Source organism: Leucobacter manosquensis (genome assembly GCF_018304845.1).
Taxonomy (GTDB): domain Bacteria; phylum Actinomycetota; class Actinomycetes; order Actinomycetales; family Microbacteriaceae; genus Leucobacter; species Leucobacter alluvii.
Window position 1 is genome coordinate 710,963 of sequence record NZ_JAFEVO010000001.1, and the last position, 16,773, is coordinate 727,735.

Here is a 16,773-nt window from a genome sequence, read left to right on the forward strand (position 1 = left end):
GGGATTGATGCGGCGCGTGGCGAAACGGGAGAGGTCGAAACTTCGCGCTCAGAGAACTTTCGGAGCAAGGGTTTGCGCGAGAAGTGCATCGTGCGGCAGACTATGGCCGCTCGAAGGATAAGGTGCCGACATACCGGCCCGGGAACGCAGGAGAGAATGGCCACGGATTACGACGCCCCGCGCAAGACTGAAGAAGACGCCGAGTCGATCGAGGCGTTGAAGGAGCGCGGGCCGGCAAAGGGCGCGTCGGGCCTCGACTCCGATGACGCCGACAACCCGAGCTTCGACCTCGGTGGGAATGACCTCTCCGACGTCGAACTCGACGTCATCGTGCTTCCGCAGCAGGACGACGAGTTCACGTGCGTGAGCTGCTTCCTGGTGCGCCACCGCTCGCAGATCGACCACGAGACCGACCTCGGCCCGGTGTGCCGTGAATGCTCCAACTGAATCGCATCGCGATTCAGGCATTCGCGGCTGACGCCACCGCGTCAGAATGCTCCAACTGAGCCGCGGATCCGCGGCGCGAGAACGGCCGCCCTTCCGTCGAGGAGGGGCGGCCGTTCGTATTGCAGCGGGCGGAGGCCGCGGCGACTCACTCCGCGCGGGCGGCAGTGATCGCGTCTGCGAGTTTTTGCGGGTGGCGGCTCGTGAGGATCCAGTGCGGAGCGGGATCGGCCGGGTCGACGTTGGCGATCCGCACGCCCCGATGGATCCATCCGCGCAGCAGCAGGTAGTTTCGCGCGTCGCTGCCCGGGCCGATGGCGGCCTTCAACCGTTCGGCGCCCAGCAACTCGATGTCGCCGAGGAGCGCGACCGGGATCTCGGCGCGTCCTGCGACCAATCGGCCATTCTCCACGGTGATCGACGGGCTCAGGAGCAGGAATGTCACTGCCAGGATCACGTACACGGCGACGCCAGTCGGGATCGCCCACTGCGCGTTGATCGGGGTGAGCACCAGCGCCACCGCGGGTATCACCAGCACCAGCGCGATGAAGAGGCTCACGCCAGGAAGAAGCCGCTCCCGATACGTCGTGGTGGGTGTGACGGTGCTGGGGTCTCGGGTCATACCCTCCATTATCCCGCGGCCCACTTCGGAGAGTGCTCCGCGACTGCTCGCCTGTACGCATGCACGGAGGAATCCGCTAGCCTGAGCTGGTGACTGATGTGGTTGAAGTACCGATCGTGGCGGATCTTCCGCCGCACTACGCCCACGCCAACGATGCGGGCGCTGACTTGCGCGCGGCTGAGGCCGTCGAACTCGGACCGGGGGAGCGCGCCCTCATCGGCACGGGCGTGTCGATCGCTCTCCCCGAAGGATACGCCGCGTTCGTGGTCCCACGGAGCGGTTTGGCGGCGAAGCACGGCATCACCGTCGTGAACTCGCCCGGGACGGTCGATGCCGGGTACCGGGGCGAGATCAAAGTGACACTGCTGAACACCGATCGGTCGGAGCGCTTCGCCGTCGCCGAGGGCGATCGAATCGCCCAGCTGATCGTGATGCCCGTGACCCGCGCGGTATTCGTGCCGGTCGCTGAACTGCCGTCGAGCGAGCGCGGCGTTGCAGGCTTCGGGTCCACCGGCGTGAGCGATGCACCCCGCGCACCCGAGGCGGATGGCCGCCGAACGAGTTCGACCCCCGCGGTCTAGATCAAGGAGTAGCAACTATGAGCGAATCGCAGACGCCGGAGCAGGGCTCGGCTGACGAAGTCGAATTGAGCGAACGGACGGCGGACGTCGTCGACGATGCGAAGTCAGCGCCCTCCGACCGCGATACCGCGGGCCCGTTCGACGCAGCAGAGGTTCCGGCGATGCGTCCCTACGTCGACCTGGGCGGCATCAAGGTCGCTCCGCGCGAAGGTCTGCAGCTGCGGCTCGAGGTGGACGAACGTGCGAATCGCGTGATCGCGGTGTCGCTCGAGTACGCGGAATCATTGCTGCAGGTGCAGGCATTCGCCGCTCCGAAGAAGACGGGGCTCTGGGGCCCGGTGCGAGCGGAACTGACTCAGCAGATGACGTCGCAGGGCGGCACTGTCTCCGAGGAGCACGGGGTGCTCGGTCCGGAGCTCCTCGTCAAGACCCCCGCCCCTGGAGATCAAGGGGGAACGCGCGTCGCCCGTTTCGTCGCGGTCGATGGGCCGAGGTGGATGCTTCGCGGAGTGATCATGGGCAAGGCGGCACTCGATGCCGAGGCGCGCGAACGCGTGATCGAGCTGTTCCGCGAACTCGTCGTCGTGCGAGGTGAACAGCCGATGCCGCCGAGCGAACTGCTGCAGCTGAAGGTTCCCGCGGGCGTCCAGGGCCAGCGACAGGCGCCTCCCGCCGGAACGCTCCCGGTGTGAACGACACCGGGCGCGGCTCTGCGGAGGAGCGGTTCGACGGCGCCGGGGCCGATCATCGAACACCGCTGACGCCTCCGGCATCGGAGCCCGATGCCGGAGGCGCTGGTGCGGCCGAATCCTCGGCATTCGGAGGTGCACTCGGGCGCACCGTGCGTGCCGGTATGTCAGGGGAGTCGCTCTCGGGTCGAGGTGTGCTCGACGCGATCGGCGGCTGGCGTGGAGTCGCGGAGACGCTCGTACCCGGTCTGCTCTTCCTCGTCATCTTCACCTTCACCCGGGATGCGCGAGTCTCAGCGATCGCCCCAGCCGCTCTCGCGCTCGTCGCTGTCGTCGTGCGTCTCATCCGGCGCGAGCCTCTCGTCTCCGTCTTCTCCGGCGCCGCCGGCGTTGCGATCGCTGTCGTGGCGACGCTTCTCACGGGACGGGGCGCCGACTACTACGTTCCGGGGTTCATCACGAACATCGCGTGGTCGGCGGGCCTGCTCATCTCGATGGCGATCGGATGGCCGCTCGTCGGCGTCGCCCTCGGAGCGCTTCGGGGCGACCTCACCGGATGGCGGCGCGACCGCACCCTGAAGCGGGTGGCGATGTGGCTCACCCTGCTGTGGAGCGGGCTCTTCATCGCGCGCCTCGCCGTCCAGGTGCCTCTCTACTTCGCAGCGCGCGAGCCGGACGGCATCGCCGCGACCGACGCCCTCGGAATCGCTCGGCTCGTGATGGGGGTGCCGCTGTTCGCACTCGTGGTCGTCTTCACCTGGATGGTGCTCAGCAAGCTGACGCGATCATCAGATGAACCCACTGGCGAAACTGGCGCGAGCACTGGGCAAAACACCCCGCTCACCTGACATCCTCCACGGCCGACTCGGGTGTAGAATTATCTTGACATCGAGACACATTGGAGGAGCTCAATGGGAGCCGTCAACAGCTTCGAAGCGAAGAGCACCCTCGCCGTCGGCGAGAAGGAATACGGGATCTACCGAATCGACCAGGTCCCCGGTCATGAGCGGCTGCCGTACAGCCTGAAAGTACTGCTGGAGAACCTCCTCCGCACGGAAGACGGCGCCAACGTCACGCGCGCGCACATCGAGGCGCTCGGCAACTGGGATCCTGCAGCGCAGCCCGACACCGAGATCCAGTTCTCCCCGGCTCGCGTCATCATGCAGGACTTCACAGGTGTGCCCTGCGTCGTCGACCTCGCCACGATGCGCGAGGCGGTCGTCGATCTGGGTGGCAGGCCCGACCAGATCAACCCGCTGGCTCCCGCCGAGATGGTGATCGATCACTCCGTGATCTCCGACGTGTACGGCACGGCTGACGCCGCGGCGCGCAACGTCGAGATCGAGTACCAGCGCAACGGCGAGCGCTACCAGTTCCTCCGCTGGGGTCAGGGCGCCTTCGATGAGTTCAAGGTCGTTCCGCCGGGCACCGGCATCGTGCACCAGGTCAACATCGAGTACCTCGCGCGAGTGACCTTCACTCGCGAGATCGATGGCGAGCTGTTCGCCTACCCCGACACCTGCGTCGGCACCGACTCGCACACCACGATGGAGAACGGCCTCGGCGTGCTCGGCTGGGGCGTCGGCGGCATCGAGGCCGAGGCCGCGATGCTCGGCCAGCCGATCTCGATGCTCATCCCGCGCGTCGTCGGGTTCAAGCTCTCCGGCCAGATCCCTGCAGGCGTCACCGCGACTGACGTGGTGCTTACCATCACTCAGATGCTGCGCAAGCACGGCGTCGTCGGCAAGTTCGTGGAGTTCTACGGCGAAGGGGTCGGGTCCGTGCCGCTCGCCAATCGCGCGACCATCGGCAACATGAGCCCGGAGTTCGGCTCGACGGCCGCGATGTTCCCCGTCGACGATGTCACGCTCGACTACATGCGACTCACGGGGCGGCCCGAGGATCAGATCGAGCTCGTCAAGGCGTACACGCAGGCGCAGGGCATGTGGCACGATCCGTCTCGCGAGCCTGAGTTCAGCGAGTACCTCGAGCTCGATCTCAGCACCGTCGTTTCGTCCATCGCGGGCCCGAAGCGACCGCAGGATCGCATCGAGCTGACGAACTCGAAGTCGCAGTTCGAAACCGACCTGAAGAACTACGCACAGGCAGCGAACCCGGCGAAGGTGAAGGACGAGCAGGGGCGCGAGTTCGAGATCGATCACGGCGCGGTGACGCTCGCGTCGATCACGTCGTGCACGAACACCTCCAACCCGTCCGTGATGCTCGCGGCCGGCGTCCTCGCACGAAATGCCGCCGCGCGCGGGCTTCGCGCGAAGCCGTGGGTGAAGACCACGCTGGCGCCGGGATCCAAGGTCGTCACCGACTACTACGAGAAGTCCGGCCTCAACCACGATCTCGAGAAGCTCGGCTTCTACACGGTCGGATACGGCTGCGTCACCTGCATCGGCAACTCCGGTCCGCTGAACCAGGAGATCTCCGACGCGGTCAACGAGCACGATCTCGCCGTGACGGCAGTGCTCTCGGGCAACCGCAACTTCGAGGGTCGCATCAACCCCGACATCAAGATGAACTACCTCGCCAGCCCGCCGCTCGTCATCGCGTATTCACTCGCCGGCACGATGGATTTCGACTTCGACACCGACGCGCTCGGCCAGGACGAGGCCGGAAACGATGTGTTCCTGCGCGACATCTGGCCCGACCCGGTCGAGGTGCAGAAGATCGCCGACGAGTCGATCGACTCGGGCATGTTCCTCGAGAAGTACGCGACGGTGTTCGACGGTGATGAGCACTGGACGTCGCTGCCGACCCCTGACGGCAACACCTTCGCCTGGGACGAGAAGTCGACGTACGTGCGGAAGGCACCGTACTTCGACGGTATGCAGCTCGAGCCGACGCCGGTCACGGATATCTCGGGGGCTCGGGTCCTCGCCAAACTCGGCGACTCGGTCACCACCGACCACATCAGCCCTGCCGGCAGCTTCCGGGCCGAAACCCCTGCGGGCCGATACCTCGTCGAGAACGGCATCTCTCCGAAGGACTTCAACACCTACGGGTCGAGGCGCGGCAACCATGAGGTGATGATTCGTGGAACCTTTGCGAACATCCGCCTGCGCAACCAGCTGCTCGCCAGCGAGAACAACGGCGCCGGCGTCGAAGGCGGCTTCACGCGCGACTTCACGCTGGAAGGCGCCCCGAAGTCGTACATCTACGATGCATCGCAGAACTACCAGGCAGCTGGCATTCCGCTGGTGGTGCTGGGCGGCAAGGAGTACGGATCGGGCTCGTCTCGCGACTGGGCAGCGAAGGGCACCAGCCTCCTGGGCGTGAAGGCCGTCATCACCGAGAGCTTCGAGCGCATTCACCGCTCCAATCTCATCGGAATGGGCGTGCTGCCGCTGCAGTTCCCGGAGGGGGAGAACGCGGAGAGCCTCGCACTCGACGGCACCGAGACCTTCGACATCTCGGGCATCACGGCGCTCAACGAGGGCGTGACTCCGCGAACGGTCTCCGTCACGGCGACGCGCGAAGACGGCACCTCGGTGCGTTTCGACGCGGTCGTTCGCATCGACACTCCGGGTGAAGCGGATTACTACCGCAACGGAGGCATCCTGCAGTACGTGCTTCGTTCGCTCGTCTAGTTCGGGATCACGCCTCTGCGTCCGTGCGCGACCAGCGCCCGGACGCAGAGGCGTGTGCGGCGGCAGTTCGGATGGCGGCCCCCGAGTAGACTGAGGGGATGCTCTGACCCTCCCGGTCGGGCGGAACGGAGGTCGGCGGGTGGCGATCCTGGATCGAATCCGAGAACCGCGTGATCTCGACGCGCTGACGCTCGAGGAGTGCGAGTTGCTCGCCGCGGAGATCCGTGAGTTCCTGATCGCCGCGGTGTCGCGCACTGGAGGGCACCTCGGACCCAACCTGGGGGTCGTCGAACTCACGATCGCGCTCCATCGCGTCTTCCGCTCGCCGAGAGACCCGATCGTCTTCGATACTGGCCATCAGAGCTACGTGCACAAGCTGCTCACGGGTCGACGGGACTTCTCAGGTCTGCGCAGTCGCGGCGGGCTCGCCGGCTACCCGCAGCGTGCAGAGTCGGAGCACGACATCGTGGAGAGCTCGCACGCCTCGAGTTCACTGAGCTGGGCCGATGGTATCTCCCGAGCGTTCGCGCGTCGCGCCGAGACCGACCCCTCGCAACAGCATCGCCACGTCGTCGCCGTCGTCGGCGACGGTGCGCTCACGGGCGGGATGACCTGGGAAGCGCTGAACAACATCACCGACGACAATGACCGCAACCTCGTGCTCGTCGTGAACGACAACGGACGGTCGTACGCCCCGACGATCGGCGGCATGGCCCGGTTCTTGAACTCCGTGCGTTCGAAGGACGCCTATCGCGATCTGCAGGAGGGCAGCGAGAAGCTGTTCTCCCGTCTCGGGACGCCGGGCCGCACCGTCTATCGTGCGGCCCGGGGAGCGATGCGCGGATTCGTCAGCCGCGCTTCCGATAACCAAGACCTCTACTCGAATCTCGACATCAAATATCTCGGACCGGTCGACGGCCACGATCTCCACGCCGTGGAGGAGGTGCTGCGCCAGGCGAAGGGCTACGGACGCCCGACCCTCGTGCACGTCATCACCGAGAAGGGTCGCGGTTACGCACCAGCCGAGAACGACATCGCTGACCAGTTCCACGCGATCGGCCAGATCGATCCCGGAAGCGGCGAACCCGTGGAAGTGGTGGGTGGCCGGAGCTGGACATCGGTGTTCAGGGAGCGCATCGTCGATCTCGCGGAGGCAGATGATCGCATCATCGGTATCACCGCGGCGATGCTCGTGCCGACCGGACTCGACCTGCTCGCATCACGGCTACCCGGCCGTGTGATCGATGTCGGTATCGCAGAGCAGCACGCAGTGGCGAGCGCTGCTGGCCTCGCATACGGTGGTCTGCACCCGGTGGTGGCCGTCTACGCGACGTTCATGAACCGTGCGTTCGACCAGCTCCTCATGGATGTGGCACTGCACCGGGCCGGCGTGACCTTCGTGCTCGACCGAGCCGGAATCACGGGCCCGGACGGCGCGAGCCACAACGGCGTCTGGGACCTCGCCACTTTGCAGGTGGTCCCCGGCATCAGGATCGCCGCACCGCGCGACGCGCAATCGCTGTGGGAGGAACTGGGCGAAGCGGTCGCGATCGACGACGGCCCGACGGTGCTGCGTTACCCCAAGGGTGCGATCGGCGACGACATCCCCGCGCTGCGTCGTCTGAATGACGGCGTCGAGGTACTCCGCGAGACGGAGATCGCGCGACGGGAGTACCGGGATGTGCTCTTCGTCGCGGTGGGGCCCATGGCTTCCATTGCGCTTGCGGCGGCTGAACAATTGGAGCGCGACGGCATTTCTTCCTCCGTGATCGATCCACGCTGGGTCGTGCCCGTCTCCGGGTCACTCGTCGAGCTCGCGGAGCAGCACCGCCTGGTGATCACGATCGAAGACGGCATTCGCGTCGGAGGCGTCGGTACTCGCATTCGCCAAGCGCTCCGCGATGCGGGCGTCGACACCGCGGTGAGCGAACTCGGCACACCCGACGCGTTCCCAGGTCACGCCTCACGTGCGGAGTTGCTGGCCGACGCTGGCCTCACGGCAGACCAGATCGCCGCTGCTGTGGCCGAGCAGGTGCGCGGCGATCGCGTGCCGATCGCTCGCCCTGCAGCCAGCGATCGACCTGTGAGCTGAGAGGGTCGGCGGAGGTCGGCGCCGATACCGATGCCCGACGGGCGCTGAACGATGAAGCGGGGCGGGGGGATCGACTCCCACCCGCCCCGCTTCATCGTCCCGTCGGCCTCAGCGAGCTCCCGCGATCCGAGGATCGTGGAATGTCCCGCCGAAGGCGCGCTCACTCGCGCCCGAGCGGTCGAGATATGGTGTCGCGCCGCCGGCCTGGAAGGGCCAACCGGCGCCGAGGATCAGGCACAGATCGATGTCCTCCGCCGCAGCGACGACGCCTTCATCGAGCATGATCTTGATCTCGCCCGCGAGCTCGTCTTCGACCCGACGGAGGATCTCCTCCTCGCTCACTGCTGTCTTGCCGAGCGTCACGACTTTCTTGCCGGACTTGGAGAGATCTTCGACCTTCCCCAGCTTCGACTTGACGAGGGGCTCTTCCACCTCAGCGAGCCGGTGCAGGTTCTCGGAGGCGTAGAAGCGGTCGGGGAACGCGGCCACCATGGTGTCTTGCACGTGGGCGGCGACCTTCCAACCGACGAGGTCGATGAGCTCGAACGGCCCCATTGGCAGCCCGATGGGAGCGAACGCACGTTCGACGACCGGAAGTGGGGTGCCAGCGTCGAGGGCGCGCGCTGCTTCGCCCATGACTTTCGCAAGGAGACGATTCACGACGAAGCCGGGGCGATCGGCGGTGATGACCGCACTCTTGCCGAGTTTCTTCGCGATGACCATCGCCGTCGCGAGAGACTCGTCGTTCGTTGTCGGTGTGCGCACCACCTCGATGAGCGGCATGACCGCGACCGGGTTGAAGAAGTGGAATCCGACGAGCCGTTCGGGGTGGGAGAGCCGCTCGCCGATCTCGTGCACCGAGAGCGAGGAGGTGTTCGTCGCGAGGATGGCGGTTTCCGAGATGATCGACTCGATCTCCGAGAAGACCTGCTGCTTGACGCCGAGCTCTTCGAAGACGGCTTCGATGACCCAGTCGCAGTCTGCGTACTGCGACTTGTCGGTCGTGCCGCGCACGAGGTCCTTGATCTGGTTCGCGTCATCAGCCGTGAGCCGACCCTTGTCGAGCATCTTGTCGACTTCACCGCGAATGTACTCGAGCCCCTTGTCCACGCGCGACTGATCGAGATCCGTGATCAGCACCGGCACACGCAGTTTGCGGGCGAACAGCAGGGCGAACTGGCTCGCCATCAGTCCCGCGCCGATGACGCCCACCTTCCGCACCGGCTTCGCGAGCTGCGTATCCGGGGCTCCCGCCGGTCGCTTCGCACGCTTCTGCACGAGGTCGAAGGCGTAGACCGAAGCTGCGAATTGATCTCCCGAGATGAGCTGGGCGAGTGCTTCATCCTCGCGCTCGAACCCGCGCGCCAGATCATTGTCCTTGGCAGCGCTGAGCAGATCGAGGGCTGCGTAGGGCGCTTTCGCGGTGGTGCCGATACGCGCCTTCAGCGTGTCGCGAGCGATCTTGATGGCAGCCGGCCACTTCGTGAGCCGTTCCAGCTTGCCCGGCACATGCTTGCGGTCCACCTTCACGGACCCCGAGATGACGCCGTCGGCCCAAGCGATAGAACGCTCCAGGAAGCTCGCGGCGCCGAACATCGCGTCGAAGAGTCCCATCTCGAACGCCTGCTTCGGCTTCAGCATACGATTGTTCTTCAACGGATTCGAGACGATGATCTCGAGCGCCTGCTCGATCCCGATGAGGTTCGGAACGATCGTCGCGCCACCCCAGCCGGGAATGATGCCGAGGAACACCTCCGGGAAGGCGAGGGCAGCGGTCGAAGCGTCGAGCGTGCGGTAATCGCAGTGCAGAGCGATCTCCATCGCTCCGCCGAGCGCGAGGCCATTCACGAATGCGAATGAGGGAACGCCGAGCTCACCGAACTTGCCCAGAACGAAGTGGCCGAACTGAGCCATGAGTCGCGCGTTCTCCTCCGTCGCGAGGGTCGACACCTTCGAGAGGTCGGCTCCGGCGGCGAAGATGAACGGCTTTCCCGTCACGGCGACGGCTGCGATCTCACCTGCGGCGGCGCGACGACGGAGCTCGTCGAGCACGTTCCCGAGCCCCTGGAGGGTCCGTGGCCCGAGTGTATTCGGGCGGGTGTGGTCGCGCCCGTTGTCGAGAGTGATGAGCGCGAGCGTGCCGCCGGACGGGAGCCGCACATCTTGCACGAGGGATTCGGTGACGACCTCGTCGTCGGAAGCTGCGATGAGCGGAGAGAAGTCGATGCTGCGGTAGTCGGTCATGGCTTACTTGCCCTTCTTTCCGTCGAAATGCGGGTTCTCCCAGATGGCGGTACCGCCCTGACCGAGGCCGACGCACATGGCGGTGACGCCGTAGCGCACGTCAGGTCGCTGCGCGAACTGGCGGGCGAGCTGCGTCATCAGCCTGACCCCCGACGCCGCGAGCGGGTGCCCGAACGCGATCGCCCCGCCCCAGGGGTTCACGCGAGGGTCGTCGTCGGCGATGCCGAAGTGGTCGGTGAACGACAGCACCTGCACCGCGAACGCCTCGTTCAGTTCGAAGAGACCGATGTCATCGATGGTCAGGCCGGCGCGCGCGAGCGCCTTCTCTGTGGAAGGCACCGGTCCGAGTCCCATGACCTCTGGCTCCACACCGGCGAACGCGAATCCGACCAGGCGCATCTTGACGGAGAGACCGAGCTGCTTGGCCGTGTCTCCTCCGGCGAGCAGGGAAACCGTCGCACCGTCGGTGAGCGGCGAGGCGTTACCCGCGGTCACGCGGCCATGCGGGCGGAAGGGGGTCTTCAGCGTGGCCAGACCCTCCATCGTCGTCTCAGGGCGGCGCCCCTGATCCTCCGTCGCGAGGCCCCAGCCCGACTCGGAGCGCGTGGCGACCGGAATGAGGTCCGCCTGGATGTCTCCGCGGTCGTAGGCGGCCTGCACCTTCTGCTGGCTCAGCATGCCGAACCGGTCGGAGCGCTCCTTGGTGAGGGCCGGGAAGCGATCGTGCAAGCGCTCAGCCGTGATGCCCATGTTCAGCGCATCGGGGCTCACGAGCTTCTCAGCGACGAATCGCGGATTCGGGTCGGCGTCGAGCCCGATCGGGTGGCGCCCCATGTGCTCGACGCCTCCGGCGACCGCGAGGTCGTACTGCCCCGCTCCGATCGCTGCGCCCATGAACGAAGCCACGGTCAGTGCGCCGGCGCACATGCGGTCCAGCGCGAAGCCGGGCACCGTCACGGGGATGCCCGCGAGCATCGACACCGTGCGACCGAGTGTCAGCCCCTGGTCGCCCTGCTGCGTCGTCGCCGCGATGCCCACGTCATCGATGCGATCGAGCGGAAGCTCGGGATTGCGCTCGATGAGCCCCTGGAGTGCTTTGACCGCCAGGTCGTCTGCACGGGTTCCTGCATATATGCCTTTGTCGCCTGCTCGCCCGAACGGGGTGCGGACACCGTCTACGAACACGACTTCTCTCATTGCGGCCACTTCGCCTCCATCAGCATTGGTGATCTGCGTCGTTTCCATACTAGAGAGACGGAGTGTCACGCGGAACCGGACGTACCGAGGGCACTGTGATTTCGCGGGGGAGTTGCGATTCGATTATGGAAGATCTACAAAAGCTTCGGCAATGATTGGTGCAGTGATGCCAATCTGCCAGTCCCTCGCGCCGAGCTCCTTGAGACGGAGTGCGACGCCGGTCTCCGAACGATCCACGGGCGGGCGCCAGACGAGGCGCCGAAGGGTATCCGGGGTGAGCAGATTCTCGAGCGGGATGTTTCTCGCAGCCGATTCCTGCTCGATCCGCGCTCGCACCGCGTCCAAGCGCGCCGCGGCATCGGGATCCCGCTGGGCCCAGAAGCGATGGTGCGGAATCGAATCGGGATCCCGACGTTTCTGGCCGGGAAGATTCTCGGTGGTCTTCCCCCGGAGGATCGCCGCCCACCACCGGTCGAGCTCGCTGCGGCTCGCCCGGCCCTTGAAGTCGCGCAACCGCGCAAGGTCGCCTTTGGACCGAGGATTCGCGCTCGCTGCTGCGACCACGGAGGAGTCCGGTATCAGGCGCCCAGGTGCGACGTCGCGCTCACGAGCGAGAGCGTCACGGCCCTCCCAGAGCTCTCGCGCCAAAGCGAGTGCTCGCGGAGTCTTCAGCGAATTCCCGCCGGAGAGTTTGCGCCACGGTTCTTCCAAGCGCGGCTTCTCCGGCTTGGTGCGCGTCGCTTCGAATTCTTGGCGGGCGAACTCCGTCTTCTGCTGCGCCTCGAGCTGGGCCGCGACGGCGTTCCGCAGATCCGGCAGCAGGACGACGTCGAGCGCTGCATACTCCAGCCAGTCGGCAGGAAGCGGACGCTGCGACCAGTCCGCGGCCGAGTGGGCCTTCTCGAGTGTGATCCCGAGCAGGAGTTCGACGATCGCTCCGAGACCCACACGCTCGAATCCGAGCAGCCGCGCGGCCAGTTCGGTATCGAAGAGCTGCGTCGGCACCAGTCCCAGGGCGGCAAGACAGGCGAGATCCTGCGACGCCGCGTGCAGGATCCACTCGGCATCGCCGATCGCTCGCTGCAGCGGGGCGAAATCCTCGATCCCGATCGGATCGAAGAGATACGTGCCGGCGCCAGCGCGGTGCACCTGCACGAGGTACGCCTCGCCGCCGTAGCGGAATCCCGAGGCGCGCTCGGCATCCACGCCCACCGGGCCGTGCCCCGCCGCGAGCGCCGTCGAAGCGGCCAGGAGACCCTCCGCGTCGGTGACCATCGTCCACTCGATGTCGAGCTCCGACTGGGAGATCGTCATGCTGTTCATACCCCTTCCGCGGCTTGGCGGGATCGCCGTGCCGCGATGGAGTCTATTCCCTCAGCGTGGGGCAGTCCCGCCAGCAGGCAGACGAGCTCCGACCACGCCTCCGCATGGACGCCGAAATCCGAACCCGTCGGAGTCCATGAGGCTCGAAGTTCGATCTGCGCGGAGTCACCGCGCGCCTCGAGTGCGCCGAAGCTGCTCGACAGGGTCTTCGTCGCGGTGCCGGACAAGTAGACGTATCGAGCGCCGCGCGAGTCCAGCGCGTCGACCAACCACGACCAGGCCACATCGGAGATGAACGGATCGACGCCGATCTCGAGCTCGAGGGGCGCCTGGGCGAAGCACACGATCCGGAAGGGACCACCCCACTCGTCGACGGCCGATTCGTCGTGCATGAGCACGATCCGGCCGGCGCCATAGGGTGACTCGAGAGCGGTCTCCGCCGTGGCTCCACCGCGCGCTCCACGGGCGACGCCCGCTGCGAACGCAATCGACTTCGGAGCGATGCGCTCCGGCGCCGGGATCTCCTGGGAGACGAGTTCTTCACGCAGGCGCGCGTTCCGGAGTTGCTCGGACGCCGTGTCGAAGTCGACGTGGGTGCCATTGATGCGTGCCATCACACAGGCGACACTAGAGTTTGCTGTGAACATCACGCCGGTGCCACGCCGTGATGCGGGGAACAGGGGAGGGCAAGCCCATGCAAGGACTGCGCTGGGGGCGAGCGCTCGCACTCGGGATTGTCGGCGTACTCGGCGGCGGTGCGATCGCGGCGTCCGTCGGCTCGATACTCGGCGGAGCCGCGCTCGCGCGACGAGCGGTGACCCCGGCTGTCGTTCCCGAATCTCCGGTCACCGTGATCCGGATATCCGAGGCCGGAGGCTCACCGGAGCGGAGGCAGGTGCATCTGCGGGGTGCCGATGCGGATCTCCCCGGCCGGTACTCGTTCATCTTCGACGGAGGCGCTGGCCATGCGCGACTGGGGGAGGTGATCGCGATCGAAGGCGAGACGGTGGTGCGCGAGCTCGTCGCCGTCGACCGCGGCGCGCTTCAGGCGGAGACCCGCGGAAGAATCACGGGGTGGTGGTTCACCGCCCCGGAAGAGCTCGGGTACCGCGTTGATCGGATCACGTACCGCACCGAGCTCGGCGAGGCGGACGCCTGGATCGTGCATCCGCGCTTCGCGCGCAAGCGTCGGTGGGCCGTCCACGTGCACGGACGCCGGGCGCTGCCGGAGGAGACGCTGCGCGGCGTGATCCCGCTCGCGCGCAGCGGGATCACGAACCTCGTCATCTCCTACCGCAACGATCCGGGCGCGCCTCCCGGCCTTGGCGGTCGTTACGGCGTGGGGTTCTCGGAGAGCCGAGACGTGGATGCGGCGATCGCCGAAGCCCGGCGACGAGGAGCCGAGCGGGTGACCCTCTTCGGCTGGTCCATGGGCGGTACCGCGTGCCTCGTTGCTGCCACCCGAGGCGTCCACCGCGCACTCATCGACGGCCTGATCCTCGACTCGCCCGCAGTGGACTGGAGCGCGTTGCTCCGCTACCACGCCACGGCGCAGTCAGTGCCTGCACCGATCGCAGGTCTCGGGGTCGAGATGCTCTCCAGGGGCCTCGTCACGGGTGGCGAGAGCGGCGGGCTTCCGATCGCGACGCTGCACCCCGAGACATTCGCGCCCGAACTCACTGTGCCGGTCCTCATCCATGCCAGCACAGCTGACACGTTCGTGCCGTCGGCGGGAGCGGAGCGGCTCGCCGAGTTGCGCCCCGACCTCGTACAGCTTCGAATGCAACCCGGGGCCGAGCACGTGAAGCTGTGGAACGTGGACCGCAGCGGTTGGGAAGCGGTGACCCGCGTGTTCGTCCGTGCCCTGCCGCACCAGCCCTGGCGCGGCTGAGCAACGCGACGACGGTACACTATCGGTGATGGTCTCAGACTCCCAGCACAGCACCGCCAGTCTCGTCGATCGGCGCCCCACGATCAGTGGCACCGAACTCGTAGCGACGCTGGTTCCACCGCCGCAGTTCGATCGCGCGTCGTTCGATTCGTACCGGCCGGACCCCGATTATCCGTCGCAGGAGGAGGCTCGGGAGCTGCTGCGCGCGTTCGCGGCTCCAGCTCCAGCCGTGTCTCGCGGGGGATTCTTCGGTTTCGGGCGGAAGAAGGCGGAGTCTGTTTCAGCCGCGCCCACCAAGCCCGGCATCTATCTCGACGGCGGGTTCGGGGTGGGTAAGACCCACCTCCTCGCGGCGACCTGGCACGCCACGACCGGACGCAAGTACTTCGGAACGTTCATCGAGTACACCGCGCTCGTCGGTGCTCTCGGGTACAACGGTGCCGTCAGCGTGCTTCAGGGGGCTCGCCTGATCTGCATCGACGAGTTCGAGCTCGATGATCCGGGCGACACGATGCTGATGACACGCCTGATCGGCGATCTCACGTCCACCGGCACCAAGTTCGTCGCAACCTCGAATACGCCGCCCAACGCGCTCGGAGAAGGGCGCTTCGCGGCCGCCGACTTCATGCGCGAGATCCAGGCGATGTCCGATCGCTTCACGACGATTCGCATCGATGGCGTCGACTACCGGCAGCGCGACCTCGAAGGAGACGCGGTTCCGCTCTCCGACGAGGAGTACCGCTTCGCCCTCGCCGATGTCGCTGCAGCGCACGAGCGCATGACGGACGACGACTTCTCCGCGCTGATCGAGCATCTCGCGACCGTGCACCCGTCGAGCTACAGCGGCCTCCTGACGGGCGTGCAGTGCATCGGCCTGCGCGACGTTCACGTGCTGACGGACCAGTCGTCCGCCTTGCGATTCGTGGCATTTATCGACCGCGTGTACGACGCTCAGATCCCGATCCGTGCCACGGGTGCGCCGATCACCACCGTCTTCGGCGGAGGCATGCTCGACGGCGGATATCGCAAGAAGTACCTGCGCTGCATGTCGCGCCTCAACGCTCTCTCGGCGAGCGAGATCGCGTAACGGAGATGGGGCGGGGGAACGTATCGCGCACGGTCTCAAGACTCCTGCGTTCGCTGGCCTCGGCGCTCCGGAAGCCCACACGGCCCACTCCTTCCGTCCGGCGGGGTATCGGGCGAAACGACGTCGCAGAGGATCGGGACCTCACGCTCGCCGAGATTCGCGCGTTGCGCCTCGCCTACGCGCCAGACCCCGACGGCGCCCCGGATCCGGGCGAGATCGTCTGGGCCTGGGTGCCGTATGCCGAGCATGACGGCAGGGGCAAGGATCGCCCCGTGCTCATCATCGCGCGAATCGATGCGGCAACGACCGCCGGATGCTACCTGAGCACGAAGCAGCACCGCGGGTTCGTTTCGGTCGGAACCGGTCGTTGGGATGGTCAGGGGCGTGAGAGCTTCCTCGCGACCGACCGAGTGCTGCGCTTACCGGACGCGCGGGTGCGCCGAGAAGGACACGTGCTCGAGCGCGGTCGCTTCGTCGACGCCGCCGGCGCCGTGATGCGCGCGCACGGAGTCCACGCGCCCGAAGGCTGAATCGGGCGCAGCTCGCAGCGGTCGACGCCCAGCCGTCCGCACGCTCAGTGATCCTGCCGCGCTACACGACAGTGCAGAACGGGTGGCCGACTGGATCGAGGTAAACCCGGAACGTGTCATGGGACTCGATGTGGCGAGCGCCGAGCGCGAGCACGTCGTCGTGGGCACCGGCCAAGTCAGGCACCGCGATATCGAGGTGCGCCTGCTGATCGCCGTCATCGCTCGGCCACACGGGTGCGGCATAGCCTGGGGACTGCTGGAAGGAGAGCTTCGCCCCGATGCCATCGATCCGAAGATCGACCCAGTCGTCCCCGTCAGCCTGAATCGTCCCCCCGACGAGGCCGCGATAGAACTCCGCGAGCGCCCGCGGGTCCGGGCAGTCGAGAACGAAGCTGTGAAGGGTACCGAGGTGTGCCATGAGTGTTCCCATCTCGAAGCCGATGTTCTGGTCACCTCCATTGTGCGGTGCGGTTC

General features: G+C 66.6%; 15 protein-coding genes. 9 read left to right on the forward strand and 6 right to left on the reverse strand.

The genetic code is table 11. The features are described 5' to 3' along the window. Nucleotides 1–156: 156 nt before the first annotated feature. A complete protein-coding gene (locus tag JSQ98_RS03280) occupies nt 157–447 on the forward strand; it encodes a DUF4193 domain-containing protein (protein WP_090148821.1) in 291 nt (96 codons plus the stop codon). A gap of 145 nt (nt 448–592) precedes the next feature. Here the strand turns inward: JSQ98_RS03280 and JSQ98_RS03285 are convergent, their stop codons facing one another. Then, nucleotides 593–1,066, reverse strand: coding sequence for a DUF3093 domain-containing protein (locus JSQ98_RS03285; RefSeq protein ID WP_234037040.1), 474 nt, complete (start codon nt 1,064–1,066; stop codon nt 593–595). An 89-nt stretch (nt 1,067–1,155) separates the two neighbouring features. Between JSQ98_RS03285 and dut the strand changes: the two genes are divergently transcribed. The 5 genes from dut to dxs all read left to right on the forward strand — a co-directional run bounded on the left by dut (nt 1,156) and on the right by dxs (nt 8,027). Then, nucleotides 1,156–1,647, forward strand: a complete 492-nt coding sequence (dut, locus tag JSQ98_RS03290) for a dUTP diphosphatase (protein WP_211648355.1) — start codon at nt 1,156–1,158, stop codon at nt 1,645–1,647. A gap of 17 nt (nt 1,648–1,664) precedes the next feature. After that, nucleotides 1,665–2,339: a DUF3710 domain-containing protein gene (locus tag JSQ98_RS03295; RefSeq protein WP_090148829.1), complete on the forward strand. Its 675-nt coding sequence runs from the start codon at nt 1,665–1,667 to the stop codon at nt 2,337–2,339. After that, a complete protein-coding gene (locus tag JSQ98_RS03300; RefSeq protein ID WP_211648357.1) occupies nt 2,336–3,184 on the forward strand; it encodes a DUF3159 domain-containing protein in 849 nt (282 codons plus the stop codon). Before JSQ98_RS03295 ends, JSQ98_RS03300 begins: the two co-directional genes overlap by 4 nt. Nucleotides 3,185–3,247: 63 nt before the next feature. After that, nucleotides 3,248–5,935, forward strand: a complete 2,688-nt coding sequence (acnA, locus tag JSQ98_RS03305; RefSeq protein WP_211648360.1) for an aconitate hydratase AcnA — start codon at nt 3,248–3,250, stop codon at nt 5,933–5,935. 139 nt (nt 5,936–6,074) lie between these two features. Then, complete coding sequence (dxs, locus tag JSQ98_RS03310; RefSeq protein WP_211648362.1) at nt 6,075–8,027, forward strand: 1-deoxy-D-xylulose-5-phosphate synthase; 1,953 nt, start codon at nt 6,075–6,077, stop codon at nt 8,025–8,027. 108 nt (nt 8,028–8,135) lie between these two features. Here the strand turns inward: dxs and JSQ98_RS03315 are convergent, their stop codons facing one another. The 4 genes from JSQ98_RS03315 to JSQ98_RS03330 all read right to left on the reverse strand — a co-directional run bounded on the left by JSQ98_RS03315 (nt 8,136) and on the right by JSQ98_RS03330 (nt 13,405). After that, the gene (locus JSQ98_RS03315) at nt 8,136–10,271 is read right to left on the reverse strand and encodes a 3-hydroxyacyl-CoA dehydrogenase NAD-binding domain-containing protein (RefSeq protein WP_211648364.1); all 2,136 of its coding nucleotides are present in this window, start codon (nt 10,269–10,271) and stop codon (nt 8,136–8,138) included. Nucleotides 10,272–10,274: 3 nt separating this feature from the next. Further along, nucleotides 10,275–11,468 (reverse strand): thiolase family protein, encoded by a 1,194-nt coding sequence (locus JSQ98_RS03320; protein WP_249290926.1) that lies wholly within the window; start codon nt 11,466–11,468, stop codon nt 10,275–10,277. Nucleotides 11,469–11,591: 123 nt separating this feature from the next. Continuing rightward, entirely contained in the window at nt 11,592–12,782 is a 1,191-nt protein-coding gene (locus JSQ98_RS03325) for a ribonuclease D (protein ID WP_211650387.1), read from the reverse strand. A 5-nt stretch (nt 12,783–12,787) separates the two neighbouring features. Further along, nucleotides 12,788–13,405, reverse strand: coding sequence for a DUF3000 domain-containing protein (locus JSQ98_RS03330; protein ID WP_200328893.1), 618 nt, complete (start codon nt 13,403–13,405; stop codon nt 12,788–12,790). 80 nt (nt 13,406–13,485) lie between these two features. On the opposite strand from JSQ98_RS03330, the gene JSQ98_RS03335 reads away from it, so the two are divergent. From JSQ98_RS03335 to JSQ98_RS03345, 3 genes are read left to right on the forward strand one after another with little or no spacing between them, the layout of a single operon-like run. Continuing rightward, nucleotides 13,486–14,682: an alpha/beta hydrolase family protein gene (locus JSQ98_RS03335; protein WP_211648365.1), complete on the forward strand. Its 1,197-nt coding sequence runs from the start codon at nt 13,486–13,488 to the stop codon at nt 14,680–14,682. A gap of 28 nt (nt 14,683–14,710) precedes the next feature. Further along, the gene (gene zapE / locus JSQ98_RS03340; protein WP_090148851.1) at nt 14,711–15,769 is read left to right on the forward strand and encodes a cell division protein ZapE; all 1,059 of its coding nucleotides are present in this window, start codon (nt 14,711–14,713) and stop codon (nt 15,767–15,769) included. A 5-nt stretch (nt 15,770–15,774) separates the two neighbouring features. Continuing rightward, nucleotides 15,775–16,299 (forward strand): type II toxin-antitoxin system PemK/MazF family toxin, encoded by a 525-nt coding sequence (locus JSQ98_RS03345; protein WP_211648366.1) that lies wholly within the window; start codon nt 15,775–15,777, stop codon nt 16,297–16,299. Nucleotides 16,300–16,360: 61 nt separating this feature from the next. Here the strand turns inward: JSQ98_RS03345 and JSQ98_RS03350 are convergent, their stop codons facing one another. Further along, complete coding sequence (locus JSQ98_RS03350) at nt 16,361–16,717, reverse strand: VOC family protein (RefSeq protein WP_090149783.1); 357 nt, start codon at nt 16,715–16,717, stop codon at nt 16,361–16,363. Nucleotides 16,718–16,773 lie beyond the last annotated feature (56 nt).

Excerpts from the sequence above, each read along its gene's own strand:
- zapE (WP_090148851.1), top strand. The coding sequence starts at position 14,711 with ATGGTCTCAGACTCCCAGCACAGCACCGCCAGTCTCGTCGATCGGCGC.
- JSQ98_RS03285 (WP_234037040.1), bottom strand. The coding sequence starts at position 1,066 with ATGACCCGAGACCCCAGCACCGTCACACCCACCACGACGTATCGGGAG.
- JSQ98_RS03350 (WP_090149783.1), bottom strand. The coding sequence starts at position 16,717 with ATGGCACACCTCGGTACCCTTCACAGCTTCGTTCTCGACTGCCCGGAC.
- JSQ98_RS03335 (WP_211648365.1), top strand. The coding sequence starts at position 13,486 with ATGCAAGGACTGCGCTGGGGGCGAGCGCTCGCACTCGGGATTGTCGGC.
- JSQ98_RS03325 (WP_211650387.1), bottom strand. The coding sequence starts at position 12,782 with ATGACGATCTCCCAGTCGGAGCTCGACATCGAGTGGACGATGGTCACC.
- JSQ98_RS03320 (WP_249290926.1), bottom strand. The coding sequence starts at position 11,468 with ATGAGAGAAGTCGTGTTCGTAGACGGTGTCCGCACCCCGTTCGGGCGA.
- JSQ98_RS03280 (WP_090148821.1), top strand. The coding sequence starts at position 157 with ATGGCCACGGATTACGACGCCCCGCGCAAGACTGAAGAAGACGCCGAG.
- JSQ98_RS03345 (WP_211648366.1), top strand. The coding sequence starts at position 15,775 with ATGGGGCGGGGGAACGTATCGCGCACGGTCTCAAGACTCCTGCGTTCG.
- JSQ98_RS03295 (WP_090148829.1), top strand. The coding sequence starts at position 1,665 with ATGAGCGAATCGCAGACGCCGGAGCAGGGCTCGGCTGACGAAGTCGAA.
- JSQ98_RS03330 (WP_200328893.1), bottom strand. The coding sequence starts at position 13,405 with ATGGCACGCATCAATGGCACCCACGTCGACTTCGACACGGCGTCCGAG.
- acnA (WP_211648360.1), top strand. The coding sequence starts at position 3,248 with ATGGGAGCCGTCAACAGCTTCGAAGCGAAGAGCACCCTCGCCGTCGGC.
- JSQ98_RS03315 (WP_211648364.1), bottom strand. The coding sequence starts at position 10,271 with ATGACCGACTACCGCAGCATCGACTTCTCTCCGCTCATCGCAGCTTCC.